The organism is Bradyrhizobium sp. 21 (genome assembly GCF_023073335.1).
Taxonomy (GTDB): domain Bacteria; phylum Pseudomonadota; class Alphaproteobacteria; order Rhizobiales; family Xanthobacteraceae; genus Bradyrhizobium.
This window is the reverse complement of record NZ_JADPJG010000002.1, coordinates 981,110-1,003,789: the sequence shown is the minus strand read 5'-3', so window position 1 is coordinate 1,003,789 and position 22,680 is coordinate 981,110. Positions and strand designations below refer to the sequence as shown.

Genomic DNA, 22,680 nt, shown 5'->3' with positions numbered 1-22,680 from the left:
CTGTGCGGAATTAAATTCCACTTGCAGATGACGCTACCTCAGGCGTTTTGCAACGACAACAGAAACGGATGGCATGCCAGAAATTAAGATCGTCGCCGAGGCCGCGGGACGCATCTTCCGCAACTCCCGTGCAAGTTGGAAGAACCGTTGCAGATGGCGACGAGATTGTGGTGGTCGAAGCGGTGAGGATGGAGATACCTGTGCCGGCGCCCGCGAGCGGCACGATCATGTCGCTTCCGGTGAAGTTCGACGACGTCGTTGCCGAGCGACAAGCTATCGCGATCGTCGCGAACTGACGACCGCATTGTCCGCCGTTTCCGCGACAATCTGTCAGACTCATTCCTGCACTGGCGAGACGGCGTTGCCATCGCTTGATCGCGGTGACATGATCCGTTTCAAAACAAATTCTGTTTCAAACAAAGAAAGAAAATCTTCGCGGCAAACGCGGGGACGATGGGAGGGAAAACATGTTTCGCGGGCTGATCATGCTTGCGCCTGCCTTGGTGGCAAGCATTTCTTTTGCGTCTACACGCTATGCATTTGCCGAAGACATCAAGCTGCCGCCGACATTGACGTTCACCGCCTATGACACCGGCACTGCCGGCTTCAACATCGCGGTCGGCGTCGGCAAGATGATGAAGGACAAATACGGCACCGATGTGCGCGTGCTCCCCGCAGGTAACGACGTCGCGCGTCTCGCGCCGCTGCGCGCCAAGCGCGCGGCGTCATCTGCGATGGGATCGGGCTCCTATTTCGCGCAGGAAGGCGTGTTCGAGTTCGGCGCCAGGGAATGGGGTCCGCAGCCGCTTCAGATCCTGCTCTCGTCCGTCGACTGCAATTGCGGCACGCTCGGTGTTGCCGCCGACACCGGCGTGAAGGAACTGAAGGACCTCAAGGGCAAGCGTGTCGGCTTCGTCGTCGGTTCGCCGGCACTGAACCAGAACTCGCTCGCGGTGCTCGCCTTCGCCGGCCTGACGCAGAAGGACGTCAAGATCGTCGAATTCGCAAGCTACGGCGCGATGTGGAAGGGCCTGATCAACAACGACACGGATGCCGCCTTCGGCACCACCATCACCGGCCCCGCCAAGGAAGCCGAGACCTCGCCGCGCGGCCTGATCTGGCCACCGCTGCCCGCCAAGGACAAGGAGGGCTGGGCGCGGATGCAGAAGGTCGGCTCATTCTTCTTCCCGCAGGTCGCGACCTGCGGCGCGGGCATCTCGCCTGAGAAACCAATCGAGCTCGGCAATTACCCCTACCCGATCTTCGTCGCCTATGCCGCGCAACCGGCCGACCAGATCTACGCGATCACCAAGGCGATGATCGTGAACTACGATGCCTACAAGGATTCCGCGCCCGGCGCCGGCGGCCTTGCGGCGGAGCGGCAGACCAAGAACTGGGTGGTGCCGGTCCATCCCGGCGCGGCCAAGGCGCTGAAGGAAGCCGGGCAATGGAGCGACGCGCAGGATGCCCACAACAACAGACTGATCAAGCGGCAGGAGGTGCTCGGCGCGGCGTGGACGGATTACGGCAAATCCAATCCGCCTGCGGATGACAAGGCCTTCCTCGACGGCTGGATGAAGGCGCGCGCGGCGGCGCTCGCCAAGGCCGACATGGCGAACGGATTCGAGGACTAGAACGGAATGGGCTCGTTCGTCGCCACGCATGAGGTGCGCCCCCTCTCCCGCAAGCGGGAGAGGTTGAAGAGTCCGCGGCCCGATCGATTCAAACAACGGCCATCCATATTCGCTGACACTTTACAGCCCACGCGCGGGGTCGATCATGTCGTCTGCTTCAACCTCCACTGCCCCGCAAGTCGAGGCCAAGCGGATCGTGTTCGACGATCCGCACGGCGCCGCCGGCAATATGCAGGAAGCCGAGGTCACGCGCGTCCGCAGCTTGCGCGGCGGTTGGCGCTGGACGCTGGTGGTCGCGACTGCGGCCACCATCCTGCTCTGCATCAACCAGCAATTCTCGCTGCGCTTCTTCGTCGGTTACACCCAGCTCAACACGGAGTACTTCTACCTTCTGATCGCGCTGATGCTGCCGTTTACGTTCCTGATCTTTCCGGGCACGCAGCGCGCGCCGCTCGACCGCGTTCCCTGGTATGATCTCGCGTTCTTCGTCGTAACGTTCGCAGCGGCGCTGCTGTTGATGTCGAACGTGCGCAAGGCCGCGGAGGCCGGCTGGGAATTCGGCGGCGCCCCCAACAATGTGATCGCCGCGGGCATCGTGATGTGGGTGATGCTGATGGAGGCGCTGCGCCGCACCGGGGGCTGGAGCCTGCTGCTCAGCGTCTTCCCCTTCACCGTCTATCCGCTGTTCGCGGAATCCGGCTGGTTAGGTCCGTTCCGCGGCACGCAATCGACGCTGGAGCAGGCGACCGCCTATCACGTGCTGTCGGGCGAAAGCCTGCTCGGCATTCCCATCCAGGCCTTTGCCGACACCGTAATCGGCTTCCTGGTGTTCGGCACGGCGCTGATGATGACGGGCGCCGGAAAATTCTTCATCAACCTCGCCTTCGCGCTGTGCGGCACTTTTCGCGGGGGCGCCGCAAAAGTCTGCATCTTTGCCAGCGGCCTGCTCGGCATGATGTCGGGCTCGATCATCTCCAACGTGCTGACCGCCGGCACCATGACCATTCCGGTGATGAAGAAGAGCGGCTTTCGCGCCTCCTATGCCGGCGCGATCGAGGCCTGCGCCTCGACGGGCGCGGTGCTGGCGCCGCCGGTGATGGGCGCGACCGCCTTCGTGATCGCGCAGTTCCTCAATGTCAGCTATGCCGACGTCGCCATCGCCGCGATCATTCCGGCAGCGCTCTACTACATCGGCCTGTTCATGCAGGTGGACGCCTACGCCGCGCGCCACGGGCTCAAGGGCATTCCGCGCGCCGACCTGCCGCGGGTCATGGATACGATCAAGGACGGCTGGTACTACGTGTTCGTCATCGCGCTGCTGATCGTGATGCTGCTCTACTTCAAGCGCGAGAGCCACGCGCCGTTCTACGCCACGGCGCTGCTGCTCGTGCTCAACCAGCTGTTCTCCAAGGACACGCGCTGGACCGTGGCGACGATCTCAAAATTCCTCGAGGTCAACGGCCGCACCTTCGTCGAGCTCGTGGGCATCCTCGCCGGTTGCGGTCTCTTGATCGGCGCCTTCTCGATGACCGGCGTGGTGTCGAGCCTCGCCAACGATCTCCTGCACATCGCCGGCGACAATCCGTTCCTGCTGCTCGGCATGTGCGCCCTCACCAGCCTGATCCTCGGGCTCGGGCTGACGACGACGGCCTGCTACATCTTCCTCGCCATCCTGATCGCCCCGGCACTGGAGAAGCTCGGGCTGAACAAGATGGCCGTGCACATGTTCATCTTCTACTGGGGCATGCTGTCGTCGATCACCCCGCCGGTCGCGATCGCGTCCTTTGCAGCTGCGGGCATCGCCGGCTCGCCGGCGATGAAGACGGGCTGGGAATCGATGTGGGTCGGCAGCATCATCTATTTCATACCGTTCTTCTTCGTGCTCAATCCGGCGCTGGTGCTGCAAGGGCCGAGCCCGTATCTGGCCGGTCTCGGTCTGATGGCCCTCGCGGCGTTCGGCACGCTGTTCATCTGCGGCGGCATCCAGGGCTACCAGCCCTTCGTCGGAGACTTGCGCGGCGCCGGCGCGCTGGAATGGCCGATCCGCGTGCTGCTGGTGATCGGCGGCTTCGTGGTCGCCACCCCCGGCGGCGGGATCATGCCGCTGTCGCAGCTGCAGGTGACGCTGCTCGGCCTCACCATCCTGGTGCCCACGGTTTTGCTCGCCCTCCTGCTGGTTCGGCGGCAGACCGTGGTGCCGGACGGGTTGCGCGTGCCCTGATTGCATTGCACAAGAGAGCCGATGACACCGCAATCGCCTCTCGCCTCCGCCTGGACCCGCTCAAAGCCACCTTTGATGCGGTTTCTCGACACTTGCCTCAACGAATTCTCGGCCGAGACCTCGGGCGCGGTCGCCGACTACATTCCGGAGCTCGGCAAGGCCGACCCTGCCTATTTCGGCATCAGCCTCGCGACCCTGGATGGCCATGTCTACGAGGTCGGCGACTCCAGGGTGCCCTTCACCATCCAGTCGATGTCAAAACCGTTCGTGTTCGCGCTGGCGCTGGATCTGCTCGGCGCAAACAGGGTGGAGAGCGCGATCGGTGTCGAGCCCTCGGGGGACCCCTTCAATTCGATCCGGCTCAATTCCGAAAACCATCCGTTCAATCCGATGGTCAATGCCGGCGCGATCGCCTGCACCGGACTGATCTACGACAGCAAGGGCCCGAAGGCCTTCGAGGAGATCCGCCTCGCGCTCAGCCGCTTTGCCGGACGCGATCTCGCTGTCGACGAGGCCGTCTACGCTTCCGAAAGCCAGACCGGCGACCGCAACCGCGCCATCGGCTATCTCCTCAAGACCAATGCGGTGATCTCCGACAATGTCGCCGGCGTCCTCGACGTCTATTTCCGGCAATGCGCGGTGCTGGTCACGGCGCGCGACATCGCCGTGATGGCGGCAACGCTCGCCAACCGCGGCGTCAACCCGGTGACGGGCGAACAGGTGATGACGCCTTACGCAATCTCGCGCACGCTGTCGGTGATGACATCGTCGGGCATGTACGATTATGCCGGCGAATGGATCTACCGGATCGGCATTCCCGCCAAGAGCGGCGTCGGCGGCGGGATTTTGGCGGCGCTCCCCGCGCGTCTCGGCCTCGGCAGCTATTCGCCAAAGCTCGACAAGCACGGCAACAGCGTGCGCGGCATCAAGGTCTGCGAGGCGCTGTCCTCGCATTACGACCTTCACATGCTCAACCGCAGCGACGACGCGCGCAACGCCGTCATCGCCGACTACGACATCGGCAGGAGCCCGTCGCGGCGCGTGCGCCGCCCGCAGGAGCGCGACATTCTCGCAGCCCATCAGCAGGAGGTGCGCGTCATCGAGCTGGTCGGCACGCTGTCGCTGTCGGCGGTCGACTATGTCTCGCGCCGGCTTGCGGGCCGGCCGCGACCGCAATTCGTGATCTTTGATCTGCACCGCGTCACCTCCACCACACGCGCCGGGGCGCGGCTGGTCGCCGAGGCGTTCGAGGAGCTCGCGGCGCTGAATGTGACCGTCGTCCTGTCAGGCGTCCGGCGCGCCTCGAAAGAATGGAACACGCTGCGGGAATGGACGGCGGAGCTGAAGAACGTCCGCGACTTCTACCTTCTCGACACCGCGATCGAATGGGCCGAAGACCAGATCGTCTATCGTCACGGCGGCTCGATCGACTTTCACGAGACCACCGAGCTTGCCGAGCAGCCGTTGCTATCGGGCATGAGCGAGGGCGAGCTGACCGCCCTCGCCTCGATCTGCGCGATCCGGACCTATCAATCCGGCGCAAAGATCCTCACCGCGGGCACGGCAGCCGATTCCCTGTTCTTCCTGCGCAGCGGCGCGGTGCATGTCACCCTGCCCGACGGGGTGCGGCTCGCAACCCTCACCGCCGGCATGGCCTTCGGCGAGATGGCGCTGATCGAAACCACCCGCTCCGCCGACGTGTTCGCCGACATGGCGGCGACGGCGTACGAAGTGCCCCTCAAGGACTTCGAACGATTCCGCAAGCAGCACCCGCATGCCAGCGAGCGCATCATGCGCAATTTGGCGCAGCTCCTCGCCGACCGCCTGATCGTCGCCAACGCCAAGGTGGATATTTTGACTTCCACCTGAGCAGTTCAACGGCTCGCGGCCTCACCTAGCCGCCGGTTGATCTTCGCCGCGCTCGCGTCGAGCAATTCGGACGGCTTCCGGCCAGTCGCCACGCACAGGCAGGCCCAGTAGTAAATGACATCGCCGAGCTCATCGACGAGCCCCGCCTGATCGAGCCAGTCGTCGCGCAGCAGCTTCTTGATGTGCTCGGCGACTTCGCCGGATTCTCCGGCAAGGCCGAGCCCGAGATAGGACAACCGCTCGTTGGACGGATGCCCATCGACTTTCGCAATCGTTGCAGCCCAGGCGGCATATTCATCGATCGTCATGAGCATCCCTCACAGCAATGCCTCGATCAGCCTACCACTTCGGTGACCGGCTGAAGGTCGATCTCAAAGGTCTCCAGAAACTTCGACGTCATGATGTAGAAGCCGACCGAGAGCTGCAGCTCGACAAGCGCGGCCGGCGACAGCTTCGACGAGATCGCCTTGAAGGTCGCATCCGCAGGCTTGTTCAATTTCACGATCTCGTCGGTGAAGGCGAGCGCGGCACGCTGCACTTCATTGAAACAGTTCGCGACCTGCCAGTTCTCGAGCGCCTCGTTCTGCTCGTCGGTGACGCCGACATTCTTGCCGATCCGCTTGTGCGCGACAATCTCATACGGCGCCTCGCACAAAATGCCGGTGCGGGTGATCGCGAGTTCGCGCACGATCGGATCGAGCTCGCCCTTGTGGCGGATGGCGCCGCCGAGCCGGCAGTACTGTTCGAAATAGCTCGGCGAATGCGACATCATTCGAAAGATGTTGGCATTGCGGTTCTTGTCGAGGATCTCGCGGGTGCGGTCGGATGCCTTGGACGGGTCGCTGTAGTTGATGCGGGCCATGATTTTCCTGAAGTTTTTCCCTGAGCCTTTGATGCTTTTTGTCGTTAGCGGCGAAAATTCCTCGAAACTCTATTCTTGCGCGTCCGCAGGAGCAACAACATCGAGTCAAAATGCCGCCGCATTGCTGATCGACCTTGGCACAGTCGATATTCGCTGCGTGGGGACTTGATCGCAGCGAATACTCGCAAGGGGTGTTCCGAGTAAAAAACAATTGGCCGTCGGGTGCGCTAGTCGCGCAACGATGAGTCACGCCCAAGTCTAGGGAGAAAATGGCATGAAGGAAGCCACCAAGGGGGCGGCCTCGGAAGCGTTCGCGCATATGCTGGCGGTGATGGCGATGCTCGTCATCGCCAGCATCCTGTTCTACGGGCGTTAGCAAGAGTTGCGTAGCGAGTGTTTTCGTCATTCCGGGGTGGCTCTCCCGGGACCGCGCTTAGCGCGGCCCTAGCAAGCCAGGCCCAGAATTCCCGTTCCAGGCTCGGTCCCTTGGACCGCCCCCGAATGACGAATCCTGCTATTTTCTTTTCGCGAAGAACGGCACGAGCTTGCCCGCGAACGGCTTAAAGCTGGCGGTGACCTCGTCACCGATGGCAAGATCGGTTTCGCCATGCGCCATCATGCGAAAACCCTCGGCGCAATCGACCAGCAGAATATTGTAAGGCACGTGCGCCCGCGTCTCAGGCGTGGCGGCACGGCAGACCAGCGAGGTCGCGTAGACCCTGCCCTTGCCGCTGGCCCGCGCCACGCGCGGATTGGACGCGCCGCAGGCCGCGCAAAAAGCGCGGTGAAAATACTGCACATGGCCGCATGCGGTGCAGGTCTGATAGGTGACGGCTTCCTCGCTCCTGGTCCAATCCGCCAGACGCTCGCTCATCGCACCCGCTCCAGGAACATGCTGACGTGAGACGACAGCACGCCGCCGTCGCCATGCAGCAGCGCGATCGAGGCGTCGCGCACCTGGCGGGTAGCCGCCCGCCCCGTCATCTGCAGATGCGCTTCGACCAGATGCGCCATGGCGCCGCCAACGCCGCAATGGCCGTAGCTGAGCAGGCCGCCATGGGTATTCATCGGCATCGCGCCGTCGCGACCGAAATGGCCGGCGCGCACGCGTGCGGCTGCCTCGCCCCTGCCCGCAAGACCGAGGTCTTCCAGCAGCATGGCCAGCGTGATGGTAAAGCTGTCGTAGATGGCGGCGTAGCGCACGTTGGAGATCGCAAGGCCCGTGGCCTCCTTGGCGCGGGCGACGGAGATTTCGGCGCCGAGCTCGCTTAAGCGCGGCGCTGCGGTGACATGCTGATGGGTATGGGCCTGGGCGCAGCCGCGAATGCGCACGCCGGCCTCTCCGGTCCGCTCGCGGCTGATGACGAAGGCGGCGCCGCCGTCGGACACCGGGCAGCAATCGAGCAGTTTTAACGGCATTGCCACAGGCTTCGAGGCCATGACGTCGGCGACCGTGATGGGATCGTGGAATTGCGCACCGGGATGGCTGCAGGCGTGGGCGCGCATCAGCACCGCAAACTCGGCGAGATCCTCTTCGGTCACGCCGTACTCATAAATGTAGCGGTTAGCGACGAGCCCGTAATAGGCGGGAATGGTCGGCCCCAACGGCACCTCGTAGTCGGGATGACCGACCTGCGCCAGCGCCTGGATCGAGGCATCGCGGCTCTGCCCGGTGAGGCGGTTCTCACCGGCGACGACGAGCACATTGCGGGCGACGCCTGCTTCGACGAGATGATGGGCGAGCATGGTCATCGCAAGCCCGGTGGCGCCGCCGACTTGCACGGCGTGGGCGTAACTTGGACGGATGCCAAAATGCTCGGCGAACACGGTGGCCAGCATGATGTGCGGCGAGACGGTGGAGTAGCCGCAGAGGACGCCGTCGATGTCCACGCGCTTGAGTCCGGCATCATCGAGCGCAGCCTGCGCGGCCTTGCTCATCAGGTCGAGCGAGGATGAGCCTTCGTGCTTGCCGAAAGATGTGAGTCCGACGCCGGTGATGAAGCTCACGGCAGCACCTGCGCATCGTCATTTCGAGGCGGCGTACGGGTGACGCCATCGCGGACCATGGCGTCGATCTCGTCCTGGGAATAGCCGATCTCGCGCAAAATCTCCGCGCCGTGCTCGTTGAGCCGCGGCGCCAGCCGCACCGGCTCGGCTTCCGTCTCCGACCAGGTCGCCGTGACCTTCATGCTGCGGATCGGGCCCTCGGTCGGGTGGTTCACGACCGGGAAGAAATTCGTCGCCTCGAGGTGCTCGTCATGCAGCATCGACGCGAGGTCGTGCATCGGCATCACAGGGACATCCGCTTTGGTCAGCAACTCGATCCACTCGGCGGTGGCGCGCGTCTCAAAAATGCGCGCCAGTTCGGCATAGACGACGTCGATGTTGGCGGCGCGGCCGGCGAAGCTCGCGAATTTGGGATCGGCGCGCAGATCGTCGCGGCCCGTCGCCTTGAAGAAGTTCTCCCACTGCTTGTCGTTGTAGACGATGACACTGAGATAGCCGTCCGAGGTCTTGTAGGGCCGGCGGTCGCGCGAGAGGTGGCGGGCATAGCCGCCCTTGTCGAGCGGCGGCTCGTAGGTGAGCCCGCCCATGTGGTCGCCCATGACGAAGCCGGCCATGGTCTCGAACATCGGGATGTCGACGCGCTGGCCGCGGCCGGTGCGGTCGCGATGCACGAGGCTGGCGCAGATCGCGCCGACGGCGGTGAGCCCGACGATGCGGTCGACCAGCGCGTTGGGCACATAGCGCGGCACGCCGTCCCCGGTCTGCGCCATCAATGCTGGGAGCGCCGTGGCGCCCTGGATCAGATCGTCATAGGCGGGCTTTGCAGCATACGGCCCGTCCTGGCCGAAGCCGAACACGCCGGCATAGACCAGGCGCGGATTGATCTTGGAAACAATTTCATAGCCGAGCTGGAGCCGTGCCATCGCCTGCGGGCGGACGTTGTAGACGAGCACATCGGCGTCCTTCAGCAGCCGCAGCACGGCCTCGCGGCCCGCGGGCTTCTTCAGGTCGAGGCAGATCGAGCGCTTGCTCCGATTGGTGTTGAGGAACACCGGACCCATGCCGGCATGACGCATCGGGCCGATCAGGCGGGTGACGTCGCCGTCGAGCGATTCCACCTTGATGATGTCGGCACCGTAGTCGCCGAGCATCTGGGTCGCATAAGGCCCCATCAGCACGGTGGTCATGTCGACGACCTTGATGCCCTTCAGCGGCCCCATTGGTTGGCTCCCGATTGCGCGGGCTCTGGAAGCGGCCCCGCGATTTCGGTCCAGCTAAAGGCACTGAAGCCGCGCGCGCAAGGGCGGTCGGCGTATGGCCGCATGCGCAGGCCGATGCGGCCGCTATTTCTTCTGGCGGGATTCGCGGATCTTGAGGAGACGGTCGAGTTCGTCGTTCTGCTGATTGATGCGGTCTGCGATCCGCGACTCGTTCTGCTCGCCCGAGGCGGCCGCGGCCTGCTCGATGAGCTGCCTTATATTGTCCTCGAGGATCGCGATGCGGTCGTTGAGCGCGTCTATCGACAGCGAAGCTTCGTAGTCATTGCTCATGATGCATGTCCCTGCAAATCGATCAGGAGCCGAGAGCCGTAAGGGTGGGTTAGCGAAGCGTAACCCACCCCTTTGATTTCTGCAGCGACAGAAGCGGTGGGTTACGCCTTCGGCTAACCCACCCTACGATATCTACGAGAGCCTACTTCAACGGCTCCAGCACGGAGACGTAATTGGCAACCGCCGCGCCGCCCATGTTGAAGATGCCGCCGAGTTTTGCATTCTTGAGCTGCATGCCCTCGGGCGCCTGTCCCGCGAGCTGCATCGCGGTCATCACATGCATGGAGACGCCGGTGGCGCCGATCGGGTGGCCCTTGGCCTTCAGACCGCCGGACGGATTGACCGGCAGCTTGCCGTCCTTGAGCGTCCAGCCTTCCTTGATGGCGCGGGCGCCCTGCCCCTTCGGCGTCAGGCCCATCGCTTCGTACTCGATCAGCTCGGCGACCGTGAAGCAGTCATGGGTCTCGACGAAGGAGAGATCGGACAGCGTGACGCCGGCCTGCTCCAGCGCGCGCTGCCAGGCGACCGTGCAGCCTTCGAACTGGAGGATGTCGCGCTTGGACATCGGCAAAAAGTCCTGGGCGTGCGCGGTGGCGCGGAAGCCGATCGACTTGTTCATGGTCTTGGCGGTCTCGGCATCGGCCAGAATCAGCGCCGCGGCGCCGTCAGAGACCAGCGAGCAGTCGGTGCGCTTCAGGGGACCCGCGACATACGGGTTCTTCTCGCTCTCGGCGCGGCAGAAGTCGAAGCCGAAATCCTTGCGCATCTGCGCGTAGGGATTGGCGACGCCGTTCTTGTGGTTCTTGGCCGCGATCATCGCCAGCGCATCGGACTGGTCGCCGTATTTCTGGAAATAGGAGCTGGCGATCTTGCCGAATACGCCGGCGAAGCCGCCGACGGTGTCGCCGTCCTCAGGAAGATAGGATGCCTTGAGCAGGTTCTTGCCGATCTCAGGTCCGGGCGTGCGCGTCATCTGCTCGACGCCGACGACCAGCACGATCTTGGCTGCTCCGGCCGCGATCGCGCGCACGCCCTGATGGACGGCAGCGGAGCCGGTGGCGCAGGCATTCTCGACGCGGGTCGTGGGCTTGAAGCGCAGTTTTGGGTCAGCCTGGAGCACCAGCGACGCGGTAAAATCCTGCGGCGAGAAACCCGCGTTGAAATGGCCGAGCACGATCTCGTCGACGTCGGAGGCCGAAATGCCGGCATCGGCCATCGCCTCGTTGGCGACGCGGGTGACGAGGCTTTCGACGGTTTCGGTGTCGAACTTGCCGAACGGCGTATGCGCCCATCCGACGATGCTGGCGGTCATGGTCTTGTCTCCCTGGGTCTCACCTTGAGCTAAGTCTTAGCCGATCGATGGCAAGACTTCACGCAGGTTTAAGGGCCTGGAGGGTGCGCTGGCAGATGGCAGTTATGCCGGCCCAGTTCCCGGCCTTGATCTCCGCCGTCGGGCACAGCCAGGAACCGCCGACCGCGACCACGTTGGGCTCGGCAAGCCAGGTCGCGGCATTGGCCTCGCCGACGCCGCCGGTGGGGCAGAACCGTACATTCGGGAACGGCCCGGCAAGCGCGCGCAGGCCCTTGATGCCGCCGGCCTGCTCGGCCGGGAAGAACTTTGCGACATCGAGCCCGTAGGACAGCGCCAGCATCAGCTCGGACGCCGTGGCGATGCCCGGCGCAAACGGCAGGGAGCTGTGGGCGGCGGCCTTCAGCAGATCCGGGGTCAGGCCCGGGCTGATACCGAACGCGACGCCGAGCTTCTCGACGCGGGTGAAGTCGGCCGGATTGAGGATCGTGCCGATGCCGACGACCGCTTCGGGGACTTCGGCCATCATCGCCCTCGCGGCCTCGATCGCAACCGGGGTGCGCATGGTCACCTCCAGCGTCCGGACGCCGCCGGCGACCAGCGCGCGCGCCAGCGGCACAGCATCCTGGATCCGCTCGATGGTGAGGACGGGAATAACGGTCGCGGCCTTGAACAGCGCGACGAGATGGTTCTGTTGGGCACTCGTGGTCATCGTTGATGTCGCTTCTTTACTTGGTCGCTTGACGAGAGGAGGCCTGCCGGTGCCGCTTCTTCGGCGGCATGGCATAGCCCGGAATGATGGCGCCGGCATAGCAGATCACGAGGCTGGCGAGGCGATGCCCGGCCTGGGCCGCCTCGACCGGGTCGGAACCGGACAGCCGCGCCGCAATATAAGCCGCCGCAAAGCTGTCGCCGGCGGCGGTGGTGTCGACCACGGGCTTGGTCATGGGTTCGGCACGGACTTCGCTGGTCCCGCCGGGGAAGCGCAGCAGGCTGACGGGCTCGGCGAGGCGGAACACCAGCTCGGGCGTGGGAATGCGCGCCATCAACTGGTCATGGCTCTCGCCGGGATAGAGGGCGAGCAGATCCTCGGTCGAGGTCAGCACGATGTCGGCGGCCGCGAAGGCCGCTGAAAACACCTCGCGCGCGACATCGCGGTCGAGCCACCCCCGCGCGCGAAAATTGGTGTCGAACACGAAGCGCGTGCCGAGCAGGCGCGCGCGCTTGATCGCCGCGAACAGGCGCGCGCGCCCGGCCGCGTCGTAGATCGAGAGCGTGATCGCGGAGAGATAGACGATGTCATAGCTCATCAGCGAGTTGAGGAGTTCGTCCGTCTCCGGCAGATCCATCAGCTGGCGCGCCGCCGCACTGTCGCGCCAGTGGAAGAACTGGCGCTCGCCCTTCGCATCCGTCTGGATCATGTAGAGACCGGGCAGCTTGCCCGGCAGCCGCGCGACGCGCCTAGTACCGACGCCTTCCGCAGTCCAGGCCGCGATCATCTCATCGCTCAAGGCGTCATCGCCGAGCGCGGTGAGATAGTCGACCTTGACCTCCAGCCGCGCCAGATACACGGCCGTGTTGAGTGTGTCGCCGCCGAAGCCGCGCGAGTAGAGGCCACCGCCCTGCCCTTGCGCCGAGGACGCCCCACCCTGGGCCTGCCGGAGCTCGACCATGCATTCGCCGATGCAAGCTACGCTCGCCATCACTGATACCCGCTCAGCCTGAGGTCAAGCGACGAAATTGCCGCCGAGCTCGTCTTCGATGTGAATGCGGATGATGTCGTCGAAGGTTTTCTCGGCGGTGGTGAAGCCGAGTTCGAGCGATCGCTTTGCATTGAAGTTGCGCGGCCAGCCGCCGACGATGCCGACGATGAAGGGATCGGGCTCCTGCTTGATGCGGGCGGCGACCTTGTCGCCCGCGACACGCTTGAGCGCTGCGATCTGCTGGCCCACCGTCGCCGACAGGCCCGGCATCGTCAGGTTACGGCGCGGGCCGACCGCGGCGAGGTCCATGGTGCCGGCATGCAGCAGGAAGCCGACGGCGGAGCGCGGCGTGGCGTGCCAGTGGCGCACATCCTCGGACACCGGCAGCACGACCTCCTTGCCGGCGAGTGGCTCGCGCAGGATGTTGGAGAAGAAGCCCGATGCCGCCTTGTTGGGCAGGCCGGGCCTGATGCAGATGGTCGGCAGGCGGATGCCGATGCCGTCGAGAAAGCCGCGGCGGGAATAGTCGGCCAGCAGCAGTTCGCCGATCGCCTTCTGGGTGCCGTAGCTGAGCAGCGGCGTGTGGAAGAACTCATCGCCGATGGCGTCGGGGAACGGCGCGCCGAACACCGCGATCGAGGAGGTGAAGACCACGCGCGGCTTGTAGCCGCCGCCGACGAGCCTGACAGCATCGAGCAGCATCCGCGTGCCGTCGAGATTGATGCGGTAGCCCTTGTCGAAATCGAGCTCGGCTTCGCCCGAGACGATCGCGGCAAGATGGAAGATCACGTCCGGGCGGCCCGCGATCAGCTTCTCGGCAGCGCCCGGCACGGCGAAATCGCCCGACACGGTCTCGACGGCAAAACCGGCCTTTTCCGGCTGTTTCGGCTCGACCACGTCATGCATGGTCAGCTTGGTGATGTCGCTCTTGCCGAGCCGGCCGTCGCGCAGCAGCCGTTCACAGAGTTTACGGCCGACCATGCCGGCGGCGCCCAAAACCAGAATGTGCAAGAGCCTACTCCTTCTTATTGGCGCGCCGCCCTCAGCGCGCCCTCATTGCGGCCCCGCGATCATTCCTTCACGGCGCCGGTCATCGCCGACACATAATACTCCACGAAGAAGGAATAAAGGATAACTACGGGGACCGAGCCAGTCAGGGCTGCCGCCATCAGCGCGCCCCAATGGTAGACGTCGCCGTTGACGAGCTCGGTGATGGCACCGACGGGGATGGTCTTGTTCTCGGACGAGGAGATGAAGGTCAGCGCGTAGATGAACTCGTTCCAGGACAACGTGAAGGCGAAGATGCCCGCCGAGATCACCCCCGGCAGCGACAGCGGCAGCGTGATCTTGGTCAGAATCTGGATCCGCGTCGCCCCGTCGATCAGCGCACACTCCTCCAGCTCATAGGGGATGGTGCGGAAATAGCCCATCAGGAGCCAGGTGCAGAACGGGATCAGAAAGGTCGGATAGGTCAGGATCAGCGCCAGATTGCCGTCGAACAGGCCGAGCTGGAACACCGTCGCCGCGAGCGGAATGAACAGGATCGACGGCGGCACCAGGTAACCCAGGAAGATCGCCAGGCCGACATAGCGCGAGCCCTTGTAGCGAAGACGCTCGATGGCATAGGCGGCGCAGACGCTGGCAAACAGCGAGATGAAGGTCGAGGACACCGAGACGATCACGGTGTTCCACATCCAGAGCGGATAGTCGGTGTCGAAGAACAGCTTCTTGATGTGCTCGAATGTCGGATGCACGATCCAGAACGGATTGTACTTCTCGTAGTCGTACATCTCCGCGTCCGGCTTGAACGTGGCGATCGCCATCCAGTAGAACGGGAACAGCAGGAAGAAGATGATCAGGCCGAGCGGAAGGTAGATGCGGAGAAACCTCCGCGGAAAGCTCTCGAGGTAGTCCATTCCGACGCTTTGGTCGTCCGTCGTGGTCATGGTCAGTCCCTCCCGCCCTGCTGCCAGCGGGAACGCTGAAGCCCGAAGAAGCTGAGCAGGATCGCCGCGACCAGGAACGGAATCATCGCGTTCGAGATCGCCGCGCCCTCGCCGAGATTGCCGCCGGTGATGGCGCGCTGGAACGACAGCGTCGCCATCAGGTGGGTGGCGTTGATCGGCCCGCCCCGCGTGATGGTGTAGATGAGCTGAAAGTCGGTGAAGGTCATCAGCACCGAGAAGGTCATCACCACCGCGATGATCGGCGACAGCATCGGCAGCGTGATGTGGCGGAAGCGCTGCAGATTGGTGGCGCCGTCGAGATTGGCGGCCTCATAGAGCGAGGGCGAGATGGTCTGAAGTCCCGCCAGCAGCGTGATCGCCACGAAGGGCACGCCGCGCCAGATATTGGCGGCGACGACCGACCAGCGCGCATTCCAGGGATCGCCGAGGAAGTCGATGTAGCGTGTGATCAGGCCGGCCTTGAGCAGCACCCAGGAGATGATCGAGAACTGGCTGTCATAGATCCACCAGAACGCGATCGCAGAGAGCACCGTCGGCACCACGAAGGGCAACAGCACGATGGCGCGGACCATCGACTTGAACGGCAGCCGCTCGTTGAGCAGCAGCGCCAGGTAAAGGCCGATCGCGAATTTCACGATGCTGGCCGCCACCGTGTAGAAGATGGTGTTGAACACCGAGAGCCAAAATACGGAGTCCTTGGCCAGCGAGACGAAGTTCCCGAAGCCGATGAAGCGCCCGACCCCGCCGATCTTGGTATCGGTCATGCCGAGCCAGAGGCCCAGCGCCAGCGGATAGGCGAGAAACAGAATGAGAATGGCGATCGCCGGCACCATGAACATCGCGCCGAGAAAATTTCGGCTTTCGAAAGCTCTCGACCACAGACTGCTGCGCCTTGCAGGCACGACAACGGGCTCGGCCATAACTGCCATGTCGGACTTCCCCTCAACGAACAGTCACGGCGTCCGGCAAACCGGACGCCGTGCAGATTGGAGCCTGATCAGACCTGATAGTAGCGCTTGGCGCGCTCGGCGGCGCGCGCCGCAGCTTCCTTCGGCGTCGCCGAACCGGTCGCCGCTTCCGCGAACATGTCCACCACGACGAAGTCGCCCATGACGGCGGCCGAGGCGTAGCCGAGATCGCCGGCATAGCCGTTGTCGCGGCAACGCTTCAGGCAGTCGCGATACGGCGTGATCTTGGGATCGGAGACCCAGACCGGATTGTCGTTGTAGGCCGGCAGCGGCGGCGAGACGTAGCCGTTGGAGGCGACTTCCCAAGCGTCGTAGTTCTCCTTGTCCATCATGAACTTGATGAATTCCTTCACCGCCTTCGGATACTTCGAGTGCTTGTAGCCGTAGTAGACCAGGATGTTCTGCTGCTCGGTGGACACGCCCACGGGACCGATCGGCATCGGCGCGTGGTTCATGTCCTTGGCGATCTCCTGCTGCTTCGGATCGGGCGAGTTCTTGCCGACCGTCCAGATCGAGATGCCGTTCAGGGTCAGACTGAGTTCGCCGTTGAGGAACGCCTTGTTGTTGTTCGAGTCGTTCCACGACAGCACGCCCGGGATGAACGTCGCATAGAGCTGCTTGACGTATTCGAGCGCCGCAATGGTCTCCGGCGAGTCGATCACGACCTCGTTCTTGTCGTTGACGACCTTGCCGCCGAACGCCCACAGCGCCCATTGGCACCAGCCGTTGGCGTCGCCCGTGGCATGGCCGAGCGCGAAACCGGCCGGTGTGTTGTTCTTCTTCAACGCCTGGCACAGTTTGAGGAAGCCGTCGGTGTCCTTCGGGAATTCATCGAAGCCCGCGGCCTTCACATGGCTGATGCGGTAATTCAGGCAGCCACCAGTCGCGCCCTGCGGAACGGCAATCCAGCTATTGCCCTTCTTGCCATAGCGCTCAGCAACCGGATACCAGCCGCCATACTGCTTGCCGAGATAGTCGGCAACGTCAGTCATGTCGATCAGCTTTTCCGGGAATTTGTGGGGATCGTCGAGCGTGCCGATGATGAGGTCGGGACCGGCGCCGACATTGGCGGCGACCGCGGCCTTCGGCCGGATGTCATCCCAGCTCTCGGCCTCGAGCTTCACCTTGACGCCGGTCTTTTCGGAAAACTTCTTGGTCTGCTCGGCGAACTTGTCGAACTCGGCCTGGATGAACTGCTTCCAGCGCAGCACGCGAATGGATGCGTTCGGCTCGGGCGTGTTGGTCCACTCCGCCGCGCGCACCGGGACGATGCCCGGGGCGGCCAGCAACGCTGCGCCGCCCAGGCCGACTTTAAGCACACTTCGCCTGTCGAAATCGCTCATCGTTCTCTCCCTAATTTTATATTTTGTATTTGGTCGTCTTACGTAACTACGTGTCGCTACAAGCGTTTGCCTGTCGCCTCGTCAAACAGATGAACCAGTGACGGATCGGCCTTCAACCGGATCTTATCGCCGGGATTGAACTGGTGACGCTCGCGGAAGATCGCGACGACCTGCTCGCCGCCGACCTTGGCGAACACCTGCGTCTCCGAGCCGGTCGGCTCGACCACGATGATCTCAGCCTCGGCGCCGTCGTCGGCGATGGTGAAGTGCTCGGGCCGCACGCCATAGACCGCAGGACGGCCGTCGGACGCCACCGGCGCGTTCTGGAGCGGCAGCTTGACGCCGTTCGGACCCTCGAAGGCCGCGACGCCGTTGACGCGCACATGTCCCTTCAGGAAGTTCATCGACGGGGAGCCGATGAAGCCGGCGACGAACTGGTTCTCGGGCTTGTCGTAGAGCTCGAGCGGCGTGCCCATCTGCTCGACGATGCCGTCATGCATGACGACGATCTTGTCGGCCATGGTCATGGCCTCGATCTGATCGTGGGTGACGTAGACGGTCGTGGTCTTCAGCCGCTGGTGCAGCTCCTTGATCTCGGTGCGCATCGCGACGCGCAGCTTGGCGTCGAGGTTCGACAAGGGCTCGTCGAACAGGAACACCTGCGGATCGCGCACGATGGCGCGGCCCATGGCGACGCGCTGGCGCTGGCCGCCGGAGAGCTGGCGGGGATAGCGATCGAGCAGCGGCGACAGCGCGAGAATTTCGGCGGCGCGCTTGACGCGCTTGTTGATCTCGTCGCTGCTTTCGCCCCGCAGCTTCATCGAGAAGCCCATGTTCTCGCCGACCGTCATGTGCGGATAGAGCGCGTAGTTCTGGAACACCATCGCAATGTCCCGCTCCTTGGGCTGGACATTGTTGACGACGCGGTCGCCGATCGAGATCGTGCCGGAGGTGATGTTCTCGAGGCCGGCGAGCATGCGCAGAAGCGTCGACTTGCCGCAGCCGGAGGGGCCAACCAGGACGACGAACTGGCCGTCCTCGATCGGAATCGAGACGCCGTGCAGAACTTCAAAATTGCCAAACGATTTCCGCACGTCGCGGATTTGCACAGACGACATCTAGCTCCCTCCTCGAAAGTCCACGACGCCTTTTGCGCCGCGACCGTCTTGTTTTTTCAGACTTCACCGAACGAAGCCCGACCATAGCGAGCGACATTGTCGGCAGTTTGTGCGGTTTTGGCAATTTGTCTTTGGTTAGTCCGTGCTGGTAGCGCTGTCAACGTTCCTTTGTTTGCGACAGTGAGTGTGTTAAGAGCAGCGAATGGGTCGAAAACGCACGAAGTCAGGCAAAATCCGGCTGGCGGAAGTCGCCGAGCTTGCCGGCGTCAGCCCGATCACGGCGTCCCGTTTCTTCCGCAATCCCGAGGCGCTGTCGGTCGCCAAGCGGACACGGGTCGAGAGCGCGGCCAAGGAGCTCGGCTATGTGCCGAATCTTGCGGCACGCGCGTTGGCCTCGCATCGCACTGAAGTGATCGGTGTCTTGATTCCGTCACTGACCAACAACGTGTTCTCCGACGTGCTGCGCGGCATCTACGACGCCTCCGAAAGCAGCCGTTACTCGATCCAGTTGTCCAACACACGCTACAGTATCCTCCAGGAGGAGAAGCTGCTGCGCCTGTTTCTTGCGCAGAAGCCGGCCGGGCTAATCGTCACCGGCATCGACCAGACCGTGGAATCGCGCGCGATGCTCGAGGCCGCCGACTGCCCGATCGTGCAGATCATGGAGATGGGGCCCAATCCGGTCGACATGATGATCGGCTTTTCGCACTATGACGCAGCCCGTGCGGCGATTGCGCACCTGTTCGCGCAAGGCCACCGCAGGATCGGTTTCGTCGGCGCCCGCATGGATCCGCGGGTGCAGCGGCGGCTCGACGGATATGTCTCGGCCATGAAGGACGCCGGCCTGTTCGAGCAGCGCCTCGTCGTCACGACGGGGACGCCGACCTCGGTGACGCTCGGCGGCGCCCTGTTCACCGATCTCCTGGCGCGAGAGCCCGGCATGGACGCAGTGTTCTGCGCCAATGACGACCTCGCGCTCGGTGTGCTGTTCGAATGCAGGCGCCGGGAAATCGCGATCCCCGAACAGATCGCGATCGTCGGCTTCAACGATCTCGAATTCATGGCCTCCGCCGTCCCGACCCTCACCAGCGTGCGCACCAACCGCTACGAGATGGGCAATACGGCCGCCACCATGCTGATCGAGGCGATCGACGGGCGGCGCCCGGAGCATCCGGTGCTCGACCTCGGCTTCAAGGTGGTCGAGCGACAGAGTTCCTCGGCGAGGCGTCCGGACAGCAGGCCAGCCGCTTCAGGCGCGGGCGCCGCGAACAAAATGGTAGCGTTACCAAGTGGCCACGATTAGTATCGGATTTGTGAGGAAACGACCCACCAGCGGGCAGGCAAATCATCGCTCGCGCCGTTGGGCATCGCACAAGCCGACACTATAGAACGGACGCCAGTGCGTTTGCATTGCAGGAGAAACCAATGACAAAAAAGCCAACCAACGGGCATGCCCCCGCCGGCAACGGCGCTCGCCGCCACCTTCGTTCGCAGGAATGGTTCAACAATCCGCATAATCCGGGCATGACCGCGCTCTATATGGAGCGCTATCTGAACTACGGTCTCACCCGCGCCGAGCTCCAGTCCGGCAAGCCGATCATCGGCATCGCGCAGACCGGCAACGACCTCTCGCCCTGCAACCGCCACCATATCGAGCTTGCTCATCGTGTCCGCGAAGGCATCCGCGAGGCCGGCGGCATCGCGATGGAATTCCCGACCCATCCGATCCAGGAGACCGGCAAGCGCCCGACCGCGGCGCTCGACCGCAACCTCGCTTATCTCGGCCTCGTCGAGATCCTCTACGGCTATCCGCTCGACGGCGTGGTGCTGACCACCGGCTGCGACAAGACCACGCCGGCCTGCATGATGGCGGCGGCCACCGTCAACCTGCCCGCGATCGTGCTGTCGGGCGGCCCGATGCTGAACGGCTGGCACAATGGCGAGCGCACCGGCTCCGGCACCATCGTCTGGAAGTCGCGCGAGCGGCTCGCCGCCGGCGAGATCGACTACGAGGAATTCATGGAGATCGTGGCGTCCTCGGCACCCTCGGTCGGCCATTGCAACACCATGGGCACCGCCTCGACCATGAACGGGCTTGCCGAAGCGCTCGGCTTCTCGCTGCCGGGCTGTGCTGCCATCCCCGCGCCCTATCGCGAGCGCGGCCAGATCGCCTACGAGACGGGCAAGCGCGCCGTCGAGATGGTCTGGGAGGATCTCAAGCCCTCGGACATCCTGACCCGCGAGGCGTTCGAGAACTGCATCGTGATCAACTCGGCGATCGGCGGCTCGACGAACGCGCCGATCCACATCAACGCGCTGGCGCGCCATATCGGCGTCGAGCTCTCCATCGACGACTGGCAGAAGGTCGGCCACGACGTGCCGCTGCTGGTCAACATGCAGCCGGCCGGCTTCTATCTCGGCGAGGAATTCCACCGCGCCGGCGGCGTGCCGGCCGTGGTGCGCGAATTGATGAAGCACAAGCGGATCCACGAGAACGCGGTCACGGTCAACGGCCGCGGCATCGGCGAGAACTGCAAGGATGCGCCCACGCCAGACAACGACGTGATCTGGGCTTACGACAAGCCGCTGGTGAAGGACGCCGGCTTCCTGGTGCTGAGGGGCAATCTGTTCGATTCCGCGATCATGAAGACCAGCGTGATCTCGAAGGAATTCCGCGACCGGTATCTCAGCAACCCGAAGGACCCGAACGCCTTCGAAGGCCGCGCCATCGTGTTCGAGGGTCCGGAGGATTATCACGCGCGGATCGACGATGCCTCGCTCGACATCGACGAGCATTGCGTGCTGTTCGTCCGCGGCACCGGTCCGATCGGTTATCCCGGCGGCGCCGAGGTCGTGAACATGCAGCCGCCGGCAGCCCTGATCAAGCGCGGCATCCTCGCCCTGCCCTGCATCGGCGACGGCCGCCAATCCGGTACCTCGGGCTCGCCCTCGATCCTCAATGCCTCGCCGGAAGCCGCCGCCAATGGCGGGCTCGCAATTCTCAGGAACGGCGACAAGGTGCGCGTCGATCTGAACAAGGGCAGCGCCAACATTCTCATCTCCGACGACGAGGTGAGGAAGCGCCACGCCGAACTGGCGGCCGATGGCGGCTTCAAGCATCCGCCGAACCAGACGCCGTGGCAGGAGCTCTATCGCAACACCGTCGGCCAGCAGTCGACCGGCGCCTGCATGGAGCTCGCCACGCGTTACCAGAACGTGGCCGGCACGTTTGGCGTGGCGCGGGATAATCACTAAGGCTCACGTAGCCCGGATGGAGCGTAGCGCAATCCGCGATTCGGATCGTCCGACGCTGTCCCGGATTACGCTGCGCTCCATCCCGGCTACAGCGCTACGGCAATAAGGAAATCGAGGAGAAATAAAATGGCAGATCGCCTCAAGGGCAAGCGCGCCGTCATCACGGCTGCAGCGGCAGGCATCGGACGCGCATGCGCCATCGCATTCGCGCGTGAAGGCGCAACCGTCATCGCCACCGACATCAACGAGAGCGGCATCGCGAGCCTGAGCAAGGAAGGCATCGCAGAAACCGCGAAGCTCGACGTGCGCAATACCGCCGACGTCAACGCCTTCGCCAAGCGCATCGGCAAGGTCGACATCCTGCTCAATGCGGCCGGCTTCGTGCACCACGGCACCATCCTGGAGTGCTCGGAAGAGGATTTCGACTTCTCGTTCGACCTCAACGTCAAGTCGATGCACCGGACCATCAGGGCCTTCCTGCCGGAGATGCTCGCGGGCGGCGGCGGCAGCATCGTCAACATCTCGTCCTGCGCGGCGCTGCGGCCGCCGGCCAACCGCTATGTCTACAGCGCCTCGAAAGCGGCGGTATCGCTTCTGACGCGCGCGGTCGCGCTCGACTTCATCACCAAGGGCATCCGCTGCAACAGCATCTGCCCCGGCACCGTCGAGACGCCCTCGATGCTCGACCGTGCCGCAGCCCAAGGGCCGCAGGGCAAGGAGATGTTCGTCTCCCGCCAGAAGATGGGCCGGCTCGGCACCGCCGACGAGATCGCGTCCATGGCGGTCTATCTCGGCAGCGACGAAAGCGCCTTCACCACCGGCGTCGACCTCGTCGTCGATGGCGGCTACATGCTCTGACGCCAGAGGGCCCCGG

Annotated in this window: 21 protein-coding genes and 1 pseudogene; 8 read left to right on the top strand and 14 right to left on the bottom strand. The window is 64.0% G+C overall.

The genetic code is table 11. From position 1 onward, the window contains the following. Positions 1-73 precede the first annotated feature (73 nt). From IVB31_RS04570 to glsA, 4 genes and pseudogenes are all read left to right on the top strand, one after another. Positions 74-296, top strand: a pseudogene (locus IVB31_RS04570) (acetyl-CoA carboxylase biotin carboxyl carrier protein subunit). Positions 297-467: 171 nt separating this feature from the next. Then, complete coding sequence (locus tag IVB31_RS04565; RefSeq protein ID WP_247319032.1) at positions 468-1,634, top strand: TAXI family TRAP transporter solute-binding subunit; 1,167 nt, start codon at positions 468-470, stop codon at positions 1,632-1,634. A gap of 145 nt (positions 1,635-1,779) precedes the next feature. Next, entirely contained in the window at positions 1,780-3,855 is a 2,076-nt protein-coding gene (locus IVB31_RS04560) for a TRAP transporter permease (protein ID WP_247319029.1), read from the top strand. Positions 3,856-3,876: 21 nt separating this feature from the next. Beyond that, complete coding sequence (gene glsA / locus IVB31_RS04555) at positions 3,877-5,724, top strand: glutaminase A (RefSeq protein ID WP_247319025.1); 1,848 nt, start codon at positions 3,877-3,879, stop codon at positions 5,722-5,724. 5 nt (positions 5,725-5,729) lie between these two features. Here glsA and IVB31_RS04550 read toward each other — a convergent pair whose 3' ends face one another. Together IVB31_RS04550 and IVB31_RS04545 are read right to left on the bottom strand one after the other, a co-directional pair. Continuing rightward, complete coding sequence (locus tag IVB31_RS04550; protein WP_247319023.1) at positions 5,730-6,032, bottom strand: nucleoside triphosphate pyrophosphohydrolase family protein; 303 nt, start codon at positions 6,030-6,032, stop codon at positions 5,730-5,732. A gap of 26 nt (positions 6,033-6,058) precedes the next feature. Then, positions 6,059-6,586, bottom strand: a complete 528-nt coding sequence (locus IVB31_RS04545) for a carboxymuconolactone decarboxylase family protein (protein WP_247319021.1) — start codon at positions 6,584-6,586, stop codon at positions 6,059-6,061. Between IVB31_RS04545 and IVB31_RS04540 the strand changes: the two genes are divergently transcribed. Further along, the gene (locus tag IVB31_RS04540; protein ID WP_247319019.1) at positions 6,585-6,755 is read left to right on the top strand and encodes a hypothetical protein; all 171 of its coding nucleotides are present in this window, start codon (positions 6,585-6,587) and stop codon (positions 6,753-6,755) included. The two genes, IVB31_RS04545 and IVB31_RS04540, sit on opposite strands and share 2 nt — an antisense overlap. 345 nt (positions 6,756-7,100) lie before the next feature. Here the strand turns inward: IVB31_RS04540 and IVB31_RS04535 are convergent, their stop codons facing one another. The 12 genes from IVB31_RS04535 to ugpC all read right to left on the bottom strand — a co-directional run bounded on the left by IVB31_RS04535 (position 7,101) and on the right by ugpC (position 18,551). After that, complete coding sequence (locus IVB31_RS04535) at positions 7,101-7,460, bottom strand: OB-fold domain-containing protein (protein WP_247319018.1); 360 nt, start codon at positions 7,458-7,460, stop codon at positions 7,101-7,103. After that, the gene (locus IVB31_RS04530) at positions 7,457-8,593 is read right to left on the bottom strand and encodes a thiolase family protein (protein ID WP_247319017.1); all 1,137 of its coding nucleotides are present in this window, start codon (positions 8,591-8,593) and stop codon (positions 7,457-7,459) included. Before IVB31_RS04530 ends, IVB31_RS04535 begins: the two co-directional genes overlap by 4 nt. Continuing rightward, positions 8,590-9,813 (bottom strand): CoA transferase, encoded by a 1,224-nt coding sequence (locus IVB31_RS04525; protein WP_247319016.1) that lies wholly within the window; start codon positions 9,811-9,813, stop codon positions 8,590-8,592. Before IVB31_RS04525 ends, IVB31_RS04530 begins: the two co-directional genes overlap by 4 nt. Positions 9,814-9,936: 123 nt before the next feature. After that, positions 9,937-10,143, bottom strand: a complete 207-nt coding sequence (locus tag IVB31_RS04520) for a hypothetical protein (protein WP_247319015.1) — start codon at positions 10,141-10,143, stop codon at positions 9,937-9,939. A gap of 142 nt (positions 10,144-10,285) precedes the next feature. Then, entirely contained in the window at positions 10,286-11,455 is a 1,170-nt protein-coding gene (locus IVB31_RS04515) for an acetyl-CoA acetyltransferase (RefSeq protein WP_247319013.1), read from the bottom strand. Between the two features lie 58 nt (positions 11,456-11,513). After that, a complete protein-coding gene (gene eda / locus IVB31_RS04510; RefSeq protein ID WP_247319011.1) occupies positions 11,514-12,164 on the bottom strand; it encodes a bifunctional 4-hydroxy-2-oxoglutarate aldolase/2-dehydro-3-deoxy-phosphogluconate aldolase in 651 nt (216 codons plus the stop codon). Between the two features lie 16 nt (positions 12,165-12,180). Beyond that, on the bottom strand, positions 12,181-13,155 hold the full coding sequence (locus IVB31_RS04505; protein ID WP_247318994.1) for a sugar kinase: 975 nt from the start codon (positions 13,153-13,155) through the stop codon (positions 12,181-12,183). A gap of 24 nt (positions 13,156-13,179) precedes the next feature. Continuing rightward, positions 13,180-14,166 (bottom strand): D-erythronate dehydrogenase, encoded by a 987-nt coding sequence (gene denD / locus IVB31_RS04500; protein WP_247318993.1) that lies wholly within the window; start codon positions 14,164-14,166, stop codon positions 13,180-13,182. 59 nt (positions 14,167-14,225) lie between these two features. Beyond that, positions 14,226-15,101: a carbohydrate ABC transporter permease gene (locus IVB31_RS04495; protein WP_247318989.1), complete on the bottom strand. Its 876-nt coding sequence runs from the start codon at positions 15,099-15,101 to the stop codon at positions 14,226-14,228. A 2-nt stretch (positions 15,102-15,103) separates the two neighbouring features. After that, on the bottom strand, positions 15,104-16,042 hold the full coding sequence (locus IVB31_RS04490; protein ID WP_247319423.1) for a sugar ABC transporter permease: 939 nt from the start codon (positions 16,040-16,042) through the stop codon (positions 15,104-15,106). A 77-nt stretch (positions 16,043-16,119) separates the two neighbouring features. Further along, positions 16,120-17,433, bottom strand: a complete 1,314-nt coding sequence (locus IVB31_RS04485; RefSeq protein WP_247318986.1) for an ABC transporter substrate-binding protein — start codon at positions 17,431-17,433, stop codon at positions 16,120-16,122. A 56-nt stretch (positions 17,434-17,489) separates the two neighbouring features. Then, on the bottom strand, positions 17,490-18,551 hold the full coding sequence (gene ugpC / locus IVB31_RS04480) for a sn-glycerol-3-phosphate ABC transporter ATP-binding protein UgpC (protein WP_247318982.1): 1,062 nt from the start codon (positions 18,549-18,551) through the stop codon (positions 17,490-17,492). Positions 18,552-18,753: 202 nt separating this feature from the next. On the opposite strand from ugpC, the gene IVB31_RS04475 reads away from it, so the two are divergent. The 3 genes from IVB31_RS04475 (at position 18,754) to IVB31_RS04465 (ending at position 22,664) form a co-directional block, all read left to right on the top strand. Continuing rightward, positions 18,754-19,854: a LacI family DNA-binding transcriptional regulator gene (locus tag IVB31_RS04475; RefSeq protein WP_247318979.1), complete on the top strand. Its 1,101-nt coding sequence runs from the start codon at positions 18,754-18,756 to the stop codon at positions 19,852-19,854. Between the two features lie 122 nt (positions 19,855-19,976). After that, positions 19,977-21,806, top strand: coding sequence for an IlvD/Edd family dehydratase (locus IVB31_RS04470; protein ID WP_247318974.1), 1,830 nt, complete (start codon positions 19,977-19,979; stop codon positions 21,804-21,806). Positions 21,807-21,932: 126 nt separating this feature from the next. Then, positions 21,933-22,664, top strand: coding sequence for an SDR family oxidoreductase (locus IVB31_RS04465; RefSeq protein ID WP_247318971.1), 732 nt, complete (start codon positions 21,933-21,935; stop codon positions 22,662-22,664). The last annotated feature ends 16 nt before the right edge of the window (positions 22,665-22,680 follow it).